This is a genomic window from candidate division TA06 bacterium (assembly GCA_016235665.1).
GTDB lineage: Bacteria > Edwardsbacteria > AC1 > AC1 > EtOH8 > UBA5202.
In genome coordinates, this window is the sequence record JACRJI010000011.1 from 129,761 (window position 1) to 142,192 (window position 12,432).

Annotated in this window: 12 protein-coding genes; all 12 read left to right on the plus strand. The window is 55.2% G+C overall.

The window, feature by feature from the left end; all coding sequences use genetic code 11:
* Positions 1 to 301: 301 nt before the first annotated feature.
* On the plus strand, positions 302 to 2,602 hold the full coding sequence (locus tag HZA73_06430; GenBank protein MBI5805667.1) for a sodium-translocating pyrophosphatase: 2,301 nt from the start codon (positions 302 to 304) through the stop codon (positions 2,600 to 2,602).
* A gap of 401 nt (positions 2,603 to 3,003) precedes the next feature.
* Positions 3,004 to 3,948, plus strand: coding sequence for an ornithine carbamoyltransferase (gene argF / locus HZA73_06435; GenBank protein MBI5805668.1), 945 nt, complete (start codon positions 3,004 to 3,006; stop codon positions 3,946 to 3,948).
* A gap of 69 nt (positions 3,949 to 4,017) precedes the next feature.
* The gene (locus tag HZA73_06440; protein ID MBI5805669.1) at positions 4,018 to 4,239 is read left to right on the plus strand and encodes a hypothetical protein; all 222 of its coding nucleotides are present in this window, start codon (positions 4,018 to 4,020) and stop codon (positions 4,237 to 4,239) included.
* Between the two features lie 94 nt (positions 4,240 to 4,333).
* Positions 4,334 to 5,143, plus strand: coding sequence for a diaminopimelate epimerase (locus tag HZA73_06445; protein MBI5805670.1), 810 nt, complete (start codon positions 4,334 to 4,336; stop codon positions 5,141 to 5,143).
* Between the two features lie 181 nt (positions 5,144 to 5,324).
* Positions 5,325 to 6,800 (plus strand): IMP dehydrogenase, encoded by a 1,476-nt coding sequence (gene guaB, locus HZA73_06450; protein ID MBI5805671.1) that lies wholly within the window; start codon positions 5,325 to 5,327, stop codon positions 6,798 to 6,800.
* A gap of 173 nt (positions 6,801 to 6,973) precedes the next feature.
* On the plus strand, positions 6,974 to 7,534 hold the full coding sequence (locus tag HZA73_06455; GenBank protein MBI5805672.1) for a pentapeptide repeat-containing protein: 561 nt from the start codon (positions 6,974 to 6,976) through the stop codon (positions 7,532 to 7,534).
* A gap of 87 nt (positions 7,535 to 7,621) precedes the next feature.
* Positions 7,622 to 8,005: a DUF3795 domain-containing protein gene (locus HZA73_06460; protein MBI5805673.1), complete on the plus strand. Its 384-nt coding sequence runs from the start codon at positions 7,622 to 7,624 to the stop codon at positions 8,003 to 8,005.
* Positions 8,006 to 8,014: 9 nt separating this feature from the next.
* On the plus strand, positions 8,015 to 8,785 hold the full coding sequence (locus HZA73_06465; GenBank protein ID MBI5805674.1) for a 4-hydroxy-tetrahydrodipicolinate reductase: 771 nt from the start codon (positions 8,015 to 8,017) through the stop codon (positions 8,783 to 8,785).
* Positions 8,786 to 8,826: 41 nt separating this feature from the next.
* Positions 8,827 to 9,582: a tetratricopeptide repeat protein gene (locus HZA73_06470; GenBank protein ID MBI5805675.1), complete on the plus strand. Its 756-nt coding sequence runs from the start codon at positions 8,827 to 8,829 to the stop codon at positions 9,580 to 9,582.
* Positions 9,579 to 10,733 carry an LL-diaminopimelate aminotransferase gene (locus HZA73_06475; GenBank protein ID MBI5805676.1) on the plus strand — a complete coding sequence of 385 codons (1,155 nt, stop codon included), beginning with the start codon at positions 9,579 to 9,581 and terminating at the stop codon, positions 10,731 to 10,733. Before HZA73_06470 ends, HZA73_06475 begins: the two co-directional genes overlap by 4 nt.
* A 49-nt stretch (positions 10,734 to 10,782) precedes the next feature.
* Positions 10,783 to 11,148 (plus strand): four helix bundle protein, encoded by a 366-nt coding sequence (locus HZA73_06480; protein ID MBI5805677.1) that lies wholly within the window; start codon positions 10,783 to 10,785, stop codon positions 11,146 to 11,148.
* A 45-nt stretch (positions 11,149 to 11,193) separates the two neighbouring features.
* Complete coding sequence (locus tag HZA73_06485; GenBank protein ID MBI5805678.1) at positions 11,194 to 12,399, plus strand: aspartate kinase; 1,206 nt, start codon at positions 11,194 to 11,196, stop codon at positions 12,397 to 12,399.
* The last annotated feature ends 33 nt before the right edge of the window (positions 12,400 to 12,432 follow it).

Consider the following 12,432-nt stretch of genomic DNA (forward strand, 5'->3'; position numbering starts at 1 on the left):
GGTCAATTGTTAAACACCGAACTCAACCCCTGTCATCCCCTTCTCTTACCCCAAGCCAGGCCATAAAGAAGCCAAGAGAAGGGGAAAGAGGGGATGAGTTTTAAAAACGAATCGTAATAGGCCAGCTTCACCGTCCGGCCGGTCATGGCGGTCTTTTGCCGCATGTTGCTAAAACCATTTAAATAAAAAACGCATTCTTCATTGACAGGCTTAAGGTTTGTATGATAAAATTTACTGTTTATATGTAAATTAACGCTTCATAGGTTTAATCGATCATCCATCAACCAACAGAGGAGAGTCTATGAACCTTCTAGGACTGGCCAAACACGGGCTCAATAACTTTGAGCAGATCTCGATAGTCTGCGTCTTGATCACGGCCGTGATCAGTCTGGTTTATGCCTGGCTGTTAAGACAGAATGTAATGGCCAAGGACAAGGGCACCGCCAAGATGCAGGAGGTCTGGAATGCCATCCGGACCGGCGCCGACGGCTATCTGAAACAGCAGCTTAAGACCATCCTGCCGGCCATAGCCCTGCTGGCGGTGGTGCTGTTCCTCAGCGTTTATGTGGTCCCGCCCAGCCGCGAGGCCATAAAAGAGTTCGGAACCGAAAACGCCCGGAACGTAGTGGCCTTCGGACGGACCATCGCCTTCATCATGGGCGCCACATTCTCCCTGCTGGTGGGCCAGCTGGGGATGCGGATGGCCATCCAGGCCAACGTCCGCTCGGCGGCCGCGGCCCAGAGGGGCTTCAATGAAGCGCTGTCCATCTCCTACTACGCCGGCACCGTCACCGGAATGCTGACCGACGGGCTGGGCCTTTTAGGCGGCACCGTGATCTTCGTGGTCTTCGGCACCGCCGCTCCGGACGCCCTGCTGGGCTTCGGCCTGGGCGGCACCCTGCTGGCCCTGTTCATGAGGGTGGGCGGCGGGATCTACACCAAGGCCGCCGACGTGGGGGCCGATCTGGTGGGCAAGGTGGAAAAGGACATTCCCGAGGACGATCCCCGCAACGCCGCGGTGATAGCCGACCTGGTGGGCGACAACGTGGGCGACTGCGCTGGCATGGCGGCAGACATCTTCGAGAGCTACGAGGTGACCATAGTCTCGGCCCTGATCCTGGGGCTGACCCTGGTGGCCCTGGATCCCACCCACAGCCTTAAGTGGATCGTCTATCCCCTGATCATCCGGGGCATCGGCGTCATCAGCTCCATCCTGGGGACCTTCACCGTTCCCATCTGGGAAAAATTCCCCATCAAGTTCATGCGGGCCCACGATGCCGAGGAGGCCATGTTCATGTCCTACGAGGTCTCCAGCGTCAATACCGTGGCCTTCTCCTTCTGGGTGGCCATCGCCTACGCCGGAGACTGGCGCCTGGCCATGCTGACCAGCATCGGGGTGGCCCTGGCCGTGGTATTCAATCCGCTGACCTCGTATTTTACCTCCACCCGCAAGGCCCCGGTAAAGGAGATCGTGAAATCCACCAAGACCGGTCCGGCCACCACCATTCTCTCCGGGCTTTCGGTGGGCATGGAATCCAGCGTCTGGGCGCTGGTGGTCATCGCCATCAGCTTCATCTTTGCCCTGGTGCTTTACCAGGGCGAGCCGGCCATCTTCGTGCTTTACGGCGTGGCCATGATCGGCATCGGGATGCTGTCCCATACCGGCAATAACGTGGCCATGGATTCCTTCGGGCCCATCTCCGACAACGCCAACGGCATTGGGGAGATGGCCTGGCACGACATGCACGACGAGAACACCATGAAGGCCCGCCAGGTGATGGCCGACCTGGATGCGGTGGGCAACACCACCAAGGCCATCACCAAGGGAGTGGCCATCGCCTCGGCGGTGATCGCGGCCGTCAGCCTGTTCGCCTCGTTCATCACCGACGTGGGGCTGGTCCAGGAACGGCTGGGCCTGTCCGAGGTCATGTCCGGCATCGACATCTCCAAGACCAAGGTCTTCATCGGATTCCTGCTGGGAGGGGCCCTGCCCTGGCTGTTCAGCTCGCTGTCCATCAGGGCGGTCAGCCGGGCGGCCGCCCAGATCGTGGAAGAGGTGCGCCGCCAGTTCCGGATCCCTGGCATCATGGAGGGCACGGTCAAGCCCGATTACGCCAAGGTAGTGGGGATCTCCACCGCTTCGGCCCAGAAGGAACTGATCCCGCTGGCCACCATCTCGGTGGTGATGCCGCTTTTGGTGGGAATGATCCTGCAGGTGGAAGCCCTGGGCGGGTCTCTGGCCGGGGTCATCCTTTCCGGCATGATGCTGGCGGTGTTCATGTCCAACGCCGGCGGGGCCTGGGACAATGCCAAGAAATCCATCGAGGACGAGCCGCGGGACCTGGCGGCCAACACCGGCAAGGGCTCGGAGCGCCACAAGGCCGGGGTGGTGGGCGACACCGTGGGCGACCCGCTTAAGGATACGGCCGGTCCGGCTCTTAATCCGATGATCAAGGTGGTCAACATCGTCAGTCTGATCGCGGCTCCCATCATCGTCAAGTACCAGCAGCTGGGTATCTGGGGCTGGACAGTGGTGGCCCTGCTCTCAGTGGCAATGATCTGGGGAGTGGTCACCAGCAAGAAGGCGATGCCCGACCTCTGAGCTGATATTTCAGTAATGGGTATCCACCAAAGAAAATGAACTGCAAAAGCCGTTCCGCAAAATGCGGAACGGCTTTTGTGCCTTTAGCCCCACCCATTTCCCTCCCCTCGAGGGGAGGGATGCCGTAAGGCAGGGAGAGGTTAAATTCACTCTCTTTAAGCTTCTGGACAAGGCATTTTTCTCTTGACTAATAACAGATTTTCAAGTAAAATTAAGGACTATTAAATATCGAATCAGTACATCTTATAACTTAAGTTATATCATTATGTTATAAATCAATAAAATAGCTCGCTGGCATACCGGTCAGGCGGGCTGTTTTTGGATAGGAACATTTATCCTCGGAACCCGTTCCCCCGAAAATAATTTATCCCAGACCATAAACCAATTAACTGGAGAAAAGAATGAAAAAGGACCTGATCTCAGTAGCCGATTTCAGCAAACAGGAGATGGACCAGTTGTTTGACCTGGCGGCCAAGATAAAAAAACAGACCCGAAACGGGCGGTCCCCCAAGCTTTTGGCCGATAAAACCCTGGCCATGATATTCGAAAAACCCAGCCTGCGCACCCGGGTCACCTTTGAGACCGGAATGACCCAGCTGGGCGGCCACGGCATCTACCTTGACATGCAGCTGGGCAAGCGCGAGTCCACTCCGGACATCGCCCGCAACCTCTGCCGCTGGGTGGACCTGATCATGGCCCGGACCTTTGCCCACAAGAGCGTCACCGACCTGGCCGAGAACTCCACCGTGCCGGTGATCAACGGGCTGTCCGACCTGGAGCACCCTTGCCAGGCCTACGCCGACTTTCTGACCATTCTGGAGCATAAAAAGAAATTCAAGGGCCTTAAACTGGCCTACATCGGCGACGGCAACAATGTCTGCAATTCCCTGCTGCTGGCGGCCGGCGCGCTGGGCATGAACATGGCGGTGGGCTGTCCCCAGGGCTACGATCCAGACAAAGCCATCCTGGGCCGGGCCCAGGAGATGGCCGCCAAGAACAAATGCACTTTGGAGATCGTGCGCGATCCCCGGGAGGCGGTCAAGAATGCTGACGCCATCTACACCGACGTCTGGGCCTCGATGGGCCAGGAATCGGAAAAGGAGCTACGGGCCAGGATCTTCGCCCCCTACCAGGTCAACAAGTCACTGGTGGACGCAGCCAAGCGCGACGTGATCGTCCTGCACTGCCTGCCGGCCCACCGCGGGGACGAGATCACCGACGACGTGCTGGACGGCCCGCACTCGGTGGTGCTGGACCAGGCCGAAAACCGGCTCCACGCCCAGAAGGCCATCATGGTCACACTGTACAAATACTGGGCCAAGAACCGCAAATCCAAAAAGAAATAATTTAACAGCGTTATCGTGCCACCCTGAAAATCTTGGGGTGGCATAATAACAGGGAAAGGAAGGTTCGATATGATGGGACCATGCGGATGGATCTATTGGTCGGTCTACGGATTTGTGATGCTGATAGTTTTGGCCGTGGCCCTTGTCTGGACCGTCTTCAGCATCAAGTTCTTCAAAAAGGCCGCCGAGTATTACCAGAGCGAGCTGGATGACCGGCAGAAGAAGGATGGTCAAATGCTGGAGCTGTTGGCCAAGTTCGACCAGCTGGTGGATGTGCTCAAGGTCAAGTAGGTCAAGCTGGGTAGTCAGTATCCTCTATCCAGTAGACACTATACCGGCTACTGAATAGTGTATACTCAATATATTAATTGCTATCTTGCGTTAGATGAATTTCTATAAAATGTCCGGGACCGGCAACGATTTCGTAGTGCTGGATAACCGGAAGAACATCGTCGGGGACGATCTCCCGCAGCTGGTACCGAAGCTCTGCCACCGCCGCAACGGGGTGGGGGCGGACGGGGTACTGCTGCTGGAAGCTTCGAACAAGGTCAATTTCCGGATGCGCTACCTTAACGCAGACGGTGGCGAGGTCAGTTTCTGCGGCAACGGTGGCAGGTGCCTGGCCTGGTTCGCCCATTCCATCGGGGCGGCAGGGGAGACAATGACCTTCGAGGCCGGGGACGGCCTGCATAAGGCCGAGGTTGCCGGCCGCCGGGTCAAGCTTTCGATGAAGGACCCGTCCGATATCCGGCTTAATTTCATGCTGGACCTGGGACCCAAGGGCTATGCGGCCTCGTTCGCTGATACCGGGGTGCCCCATGTGGTCATTCCGGTGATGGATCTGCAGAATTTTCCGGTGGCTGAGACGGGGAAAAAGATCAGATACCATCAGATGTTCGAACCAGCCGGCACAAATGCCAATTTCATCGAGCTTACAGACAGGCACCGCCTGAATATCCGGACCTACGAGCGCGGGGTGGAGGACGAGACCCTGGCCTGCGGCACCGGATCCACCGCGGCCGCCGTGATCTCCGGCCTGCAGGGCCGGGCCGAATCCCCGGTGGAGTGCCTGACCTACGGGGGCGAGATACTTACCGTGCATTTCGAAAAAGAGGATGACCGGATCACCGAAGTGTTCCTGGAAGGGGCGGTCAGTCTGGTGTTCAAGGGGGAATGGCTGGAAACCACAGGATAAATATCTAAGCACTAAGCTCTAAAATCCTAAACAAATACAAATGGACCAAATCTTAATGCCCTAAACAGTTTAAGATTTAAGAAGTTCACTAATTTGAATTTGTTCAGAGTTTCGAAATTAGGATTTGGAAATTGACGAAGATTAATCATATTTAATATTTTTATTTTAGGATGGAGATGTTATGCCCAAATGGTATAAAAGCGAGGGGTTGACCTACGACGACGTTCTGCTGGTTCCCCAGCATTCACAGGTTCTGCCCAACGGCACCGACCTGTCCACCAGGTTCTCCCGGCACATCAAGCTGAACATCCCGCTGGCCTCATCGGCCATGGACACCGTGACCGAGCACCAGATGGCCATTGCCCTGGCCCGCCACGGCGGCCTGGGGGTGATCCACAAGAACCTGCCCATCCACGAGCAGGCCCAGGAAGTGGAACGGGTCAAGCGTTCCGAGAGCGGGATGATCTCCAAGCCTATCGCCTTGACCCCGGAGCATCGGCTGATGGACGCGGTGCGGCTGATGAAGGAATACTCCATCTCGGGCATACCCATCTCCGACAAGGACGGGAAGCTGGTGGGCATCATCACCAACCGGGACATAATCTTCGAAAGCGACCTCAACCAAAGGATCGCCCAGACCATGACCTCCGAAAAGCTGATCACCGCGCCGCTAGGCACATCCATCGACGAGGCCAGCCAGATGCTGCGCAAGCACAAGCTGGAGAAACTGCCGATCGTGGACAAGAAGGGGGTGCTGCGGGGCCTGTTCACCTTAAAGGACGTGATGAAGCGCAACAATTTTCCCAACGCCTGCAAGGACGGCCAGGGGCGCTTGAGGACGGCGGCGGCCATCGGCACCACCGGAGATTTTCTAGACCGGGCCGAGGGCCTGGTCTCGGCCGGGGCCGACGCCCTGGTGATAGACACCGCCCACGGCCATTCCCAGGGGGTGCTGAATGCGGTCAAGAAGGTCAGAGATAAATTCAAGAGCACCGACATAGTGGCCGGCAACGTGGCCACCCCCGAGGCCGCCCGGGCCCTGATCAAGCTAGGGGTGGACGCCATCAAGGTCGGCATCGGGCCGGGCTCCATCTGTACCACCAGGATCGTGGCCGGAGTGGGCGTGCCCCAGCTTACGGCGGTGATGGACTGCGCGGCGGTGGCCAAAAAGGCCAAGGTTCCGGTGATAGCCGACGGTGGTATCAAATATTCCGGGGACGTGGTCAAGGCGCTGGCGGCCGGGGCCGACTGCGTGATGATCGGCAACCTGTTCGCCGGGGTGGAGGAAAGTCCGGGCGAGACCATCCTTCTATCCGGCCGCAGTTACAAGGTCTACCGGGGCATGGGCTCTTTGGGAGCCATGCGCAAAGGCAGCGCCGACCGCTATTTCCAGGAGGGCGGGGGAACCGAAGGCAAGAAATTCGTGCCCGAGGGAATAGAGGGCCGGGTGCCCTACAAGGGTTCTTTGGCCGACGCGGTCTATCAGCTGATGGGCGGCCTGCGCAGCGGCATGGGGTACTGCGGGGCGGCCAATCTCAAGGAGCTCCAGCTCAAGGCCACTTTCGTCAAGATCACCAATGCGGGGTTGAGAGAAAGCCATGTACACGATGTGGTGATCACCAAGGAAGCGCCGAATTACGAGGTGGACCGGGGGTAACGCGGGGAACGTTTGAGAAGCAATGATAAATGCCAGGCAATGTTTGAATTGTTTGAGAAGCAAGGCACGATTGCAAAACGATGTTTGAAACGTTGGAAATGGTGATTGTATTGTTGGGGCGAATAACGATTCGCCCGGTAAATGGGTGGATTTATTAAATGGTGTAAAGGCAAATGATCGTTCATGAAAGAAAAACCTTTAAAAACCTTACCTCCAAAGAGTCCAGGGACGGAGAATTCGAGAACTGTTCTTTTATAAATTGCGACTTTTCCAACGGTGTGTTTATCACCTGCAAGTTCACCGATTGCGTACTGACCAACTGTAACCTGGCCCTGGCCAAGATCGGCAACTGTCAATTGAACGATGTCACTTTCAAAGACTGCAAATTGCTGGGCCTTAATTTCTGTGATTGCTCCGATTTTCTTTTTACGGTAAAATTTGAAAAATGCATCCTTGATTATTCCTCGTTTGCCCGGAAGAAAATGGCCAAGACCAATTTTATGAACTCTTCCCTGCGTAACGTGGATTTTACCGGCAGCGACCTAATCAAGGCCGTATTTGCCAATGATGACCTGACCAATGCCGTGTTCAATAAAACGACGCTAAAAGAAGCCGACTTTTCGACAGCCAGGAATTACTCCATCGATCCGGAAAAGAACAATGTCAAAAAGGCCAGATTTTCGCTTTACGGGGTGACCGGTCTGCTGAATAAGTATGACATCAGGGTTGAATAAGAATACAGCGTTCTATCCAGTTAAATGGCAAGTCAACAATATTCAGTGTACCCCGGAAATGTATACGTTCAATCAATATATAATATAATGCAAAAACACAAGCTGCTCAGTTACTGCGGGCTCTATTGCGGGGGCTGCAAAAACTACGAAGAAAATTCGGGTGAATATAAATGTCATGGCTGCCGGAACGAAAAAGAACTGGTCTCCGACTGCCCGACCAAAGCCTGTGCTGCCGGCAAAAAACATTTGCATTGCGGCGAGTGCGGCGATTTCCCCTGCTCTACGTTGGAGAAATTTTACACGGACGGGCTTAAACACCACGCGATGGCATTTGTCAACATTCAGCGCATCAGAATTCACGGAGCCGAAGAATGGCTGAGAGAACAGGTAAATGAACATACCTGCCAGTGCGGTAAAAAGCTGCTATGGGAAGCAGAGCAATGTTGCATGACCACAAGTGACCCAAATTAGAGGCAAAAAATGATAAATCTGATAATCTGCGGGGCCGCCGGCCGGATGGGCCAGGCCATCTGCGAGGCGGCCAGGGACTCCAAGGACTATGCCATCACGGCCGTGGTGGAGAACCGGGGGCATCCCTTGATCGGAAAGATCCTGTGCGAAAAGGGACCTGCGGTGGTGGACGACCTGCTGCTGGTATTGCAAACCGGCGACGTGGTCGTAGACTTCAGTACCCCGGAGGCCACTGCGGCCAACGCAGCCAAGGCCGCGGTGATGAAGAAGCCGATGGTGATCGGCACCACCGGTCTGGACCAGAAACACAAGGACATGTTTGCCGAAATGGCCAAGGATATCCCGATGGTGGTTTCCTCCAACATGTCCATCGGGGTGAACCTGCTTTACAAGCTGGCCTACGCCGCGGCCAAGAAACTGCCCAAAACATTTGACGCCGACATCTCCGAGACCCATCACCGCAACAAGAAGGACGCACCCAGCGGCACCGCAGTCAAGATTCTGGAGGAGATCCAAAGGGCCAAGGGAGGCAAGCCGGTTTATCAGCGGCAGAACTCTGACCAGGTCCGCGGGGACGATGAGATCGGCATAGTCTCGCTGAGGTCCGGGGATATAGTGGGCGAACACAGCGTGATCTTTGCCGGACCGGGCGAGATACTGGAACTTTCCCATAAGGCACACAGCCGCCGGGTCTTCGCCGAGGGGGCATTGTTGGCGGCCAAATTTGTAGCTAAAGCCAAACCGGGGCTGTACGACATGCAGGATGTGCTGGGACTTTAACTAAAGAATGCAAATATTAAAATGAAAAGTGCAAAATAATAATGAAAAAGAAGCTTGCATCAATTGTTCTTCTTACAGTTATGGGGTTCTCATTTTTCGGCTGCCAGCAGGGGGATCCCGATCCGTTCTTCAACAACGGAGTGGCTTATTTCCAGCAAGGCGATACGGTCAAAGCGGTGGCCGAATTCGACAAAGCTATCAAGATCAAACGCAATTTTGCTCCCGGTTATTACAATCTGGGAATATGTAATTTTAAACCCGGAACCTATAACCAAGCCAACCAGTATTTTTTCAAGGCTATCAAGTACGATCAGTCCTATGTGGATGCCTATTACAGCTTGAGCATGGCTTACATAAATATGGATTCCCTGCCCAAGGCCAAGGATGTTCTATATCTTGGCTTGGACCGCAATCCCGGCACTTCCATGCTGTATTTCAATTTGGGTTATATCTTTTTGTTGAGATCCGAGACTGATTCGGCCCGTTGGGCGTTTAAGAAAGTAACGGAACTGGATCCTCATAATTCGGATGCCTATTTCAATCTGGCCTACGCCTCCAATGAACGCAAGTATGAACAGGAAGCCATCCAGGCTCTGCGCCGATCCGTCCAGATAGACAGTCTTAATTATAAGGCGCATTACCTTTTAGGGTCAAAATTATCCCGAAAAAACAACCTTACGAGCGAAGAAAACAGGGAAGCAGCAGCATCATTGGAAATATTTATTAAAAGCGGCCAGGGTGCGAACGCTCAGAATCAACTTGCCAAAGAGGCTTTAGCCAAGGTCAAACGAAAATGAATTTTGAATTCGCCAAACGGCTGGACAAAATTCCGCCCTATCTTTTTGCCGGCTTGAACCGGAAGAAATCGGAGCTCAAGTCCAAAGGTGTTGATATCATAGATTTTGGGGTGGGAGATCCCGATCTGCCTACGCCTCCCCATATCATCAAGGCTCTGGTGGATCAAGCCTCTAATCCCGAAAACCACCGCTATCCGTCTTACGAGGGCCTGCCGTCTTTCCGCCAGGCCGTAGCCAAGTGGTACGGCAGCCGGTTCGGCGTCAAATTGTCCCCCGAAGACCAAATCGCCTGCCTGATGGGTGCCAAGGACGGCCTGGCCCATGCGGCCTGGGCCCTGTTCGGGCCGGGCGACAAGGTTCTGTGCCCCGATCCGGCCTATCCGGTCTATGCCGTCCAGACCATGCTGGCCGGAGCCGAGCCGGTGTACTTCCCGCTGCTGGCCGAGAACTCGTTCCTGCCGGACATAGATAAACTCCCGGTCAAGGGCATCAAGGCCATATTCCTGTGCTATCCCAATAATCCCACCGCAGCCGTGGCCGACCTGAAATTCTACCAGAGACTGGTGGAATGGGCTTTAAAACACAATATCATGATCCTGAACGACGGCATCTATTCCGAGATCGTTTTCGACGGACTGGTGCCGCCCAGCATCCTGCAGGTCCCGGGGGCCGAGGAGGTGGCGCTGGAGTTCCACTCCCTTTCCAAGAGCTACAACATGACCGGCTGGAGGGTGGGGATGGCGGTGGGGAATCAGAAGATACTGCAGGCCGTGATGCAGATCAAGACCAACTCCGATTCCGGTGTTTTTCAGGCGGTGCAGTATGCCGCCATCGCAGCGCTGGAGGGTTCGCAGGACTGCATCAAGGATAACTGCCGGGTCTATCAGGAACGGCGGGACGTACTGGCCGCCGGGCTAAGAAAGCTGGGACTGGAGTTCCAACTGCCCCAGGCCACGTTCTACCTGTGGCTGAAGACGCCTAAGAAATACGATTCCCTGCAGTTCACGGATCTTCTGCTGGAAAAAGCAGGGGTAATGGTGGTCCCGGGGGTGGGGTTCGGGAAGAACGGAGAGGGATTTGTGCGCACGGCGCTGACCATACCCAAGGAACGGATGGCGGAGGCGGTGGAACGGATCGAAAAAGTTCTTTAATACACCACTTCTAAATGCAAAATGCAAATTGCAAATTGTGGGTTGTAAGATGAGTTTTCCAAAAGATGATTTGTCAGAACGTTTGTTGAATTTTGCCGCTGCAATAATCAAATTAATGGGGCTATTGGCAAAGACAGTAGCTGGGTTTCATATCTCAAAGCAGTTGATGAGGTCTTCAACCTCGGCTGGCGCGAATTATGAGGAATGCTGCGGGGCAGAAAGCAAGAATGATTTCATCCATAAAATGCAGATCGTGCTGAAGGAATTGAAAGAATCTTTATACTGGCTGCGTCTTGTCCGCAAGTCCCAATTGTTGCCCGACTCACAAACAGAATACTTACTCAATGAAGCAACCGAACTGGTTAAAATAATTGCCAAATCAGTTACAACTGCAAAACACGGCAGGGTAGTTTAGTTTTGATATTTGCATTTTGCAATTAATATTTTGAAATAAATTATTGTGTTGATAATTATTCAAAAGTACGGCGGCAGTTCCGTGGCCAATGCCCAGCGCATCAAGAACGTGGCCCGGCGGATCGTCAAGACCGCCAAAAGCGGGCACCAGGTTGTTGTCGTCGTCTCGGCCATGGCCGACACCACCGACGATCTGCTGACCCTGGCCGGGCAGATCACCGCCCAGCCGCCCCGCCGGGAGCTGGACATGCTGCTGACCGCCGGGGAGCGGATCTCCATGTCGCTCCTTTCCATGGCCATCCACGACCTGGGCGGGCAGGCCATTTCCTTCACCGGCTCCCAGGTGGGGATCATCACCGATTCCAGCCACAACCGGGCCCGGATCCTGGAGATCAAGGCCGACCGGCTGAGGGAAGCCCTAAAGGCCGGTAAGATAGCCATCGTGGCCGGTTTCCAGGGGGTCAGCCTGGCCAGGGAGATCACCACTTTGGGCCGGGGCGGCTCGGACACCACGGCGGTGGCCCTGGCGGTGACGCTGGGAGCCAGGTTCTGCCAGATATACAGCGACGTGGACGGGGTTTACAGCGCCGACCCCCGGATCGTTAAGAAGGCCGTAAAACTCCCGGGCATCTCGTTCGATGAAATGGAGGAGATGGCCGCCTTTGGTGCCCAGGTTTTGCACGTGCGGGCGGTGGAGCTGGCCTCAAAATACGGGATGTCCATAGACTGCCGCAGCAGTTTTTCCAACCATCCGGGAACAATAGTAGGCAAAGGAAGCAAAATGGAACGGGTAACAGTAAAGTCAATAGTCCACGATAAAAGCCTGGCCATGGTCACGGTCAAACTGCCGTCCGTCCGCAGCAGCGCCATGCCCCAGCTGTTGACCAAAATGGCCGAGGCCGGGATCCAGGTCAAATCCTTCTTTCACGGACAGGCCCAGGAAGGATCTTTAAGCCTGTTCTTCATCCTGGATGAAGCCGACCTGGCCGGCGCCAAAGCCGTGATAGAAAAAAGCATCAAAACAACCGGAACTGCCAAATGCCAGGTAAACCGGGACATCGGGGCGGTGTCTTTGGTGGGCAGCGGGGTGGGGGGCGAGACGGCCATCCTCTCCAAAATGCTGAAAACTATGGCCGGGAAGAAGATCCACGTCCAGGCCATGGCCACCAGCCACACCCGGATCAGCTGCTTCATCCAGCGCCGGGACCTGGAAAAAGCCCTACTGGCCCTGCACCGGGCTTTCATAGGATAATACACTATTGGGACTAACCACGGAATCACTGAA

Bases quoted from the DNA above. Each gene is read 5' to 3' on its own strand.
- HZA73_06430 (MBI5805667.1), top strand. From the start codon at position 302: ATGAACCTTCTAGGACTGGCCAAACACGGGCTCAATAACTTTGAGCAG.
- argF (MBI5805668.1), top strand. From the start codon at position 3,004: ATGAAAAAGGACCTGATCTCAGTAGCCGATTTCAGCAAACAGGAGATG.
- HZA73_06440 (MBI5805669.1), top strand. From the start codon at position 4,018: ATGATGGGACCATGCGGATGGATCTATTGGTCGGTCTACGGATTTGTG.
- HZA73_06445 (MBI5805670.1), top strand. From the start codon at position 4,334: ATGAATTTCTATAAAATGTCCGGGACCGGCAACGATTTCGTAGTGCTG.
- guaB (MBI5805671.1), top strand. From the start codon at position 5,325: ATGCCCAAATGGTATAAAAGCGAGGGGTTGACCTACGACGACGTTCTG.
- HZA73_06455 (MBI5805672.1), top strand. From the start codon at position 6,974: ATGATCGTTCATGAAAGAAAAACCTTTAAAAACCTTACCTCCAAAGAG.
- HZA73_06460 (MBI5805673.1), top strand. From the start codon at position 7,622: ATGCAAAAACACAAGCTGCTCAGTTACTGCGGGCTCTATTGCGGGGGC.
- HZA73_06465 (MBI5805674.1), top strand. From the start codon at position 8,015: ATGATAAATCTGATAATCTGCGGGGCCGCCGGCCGGATGGGCCAGGCC.
- HZA73_06470 (MBI5805675.1), top strand. From the start codon at position 8,827: ATGAAAAAGAAGCTTGCATCAATTGTTCTTCTTACAGTTATGGGGTTC.
- HZA73_06475 (MBI5805676.1), top strand. From the start codon at position 9,579: ATGAATTTTGAATTCGCCAAACGGCTGGACAAAATTCCGCCCTATCTT.
- HZA73_06480 (MBI5805677.1), top strand. From the start codon at position 10,783: ATGAGTTTTCCAAAAGATGATTTGTCAGAACGTTTGTTGAATTTTGCC.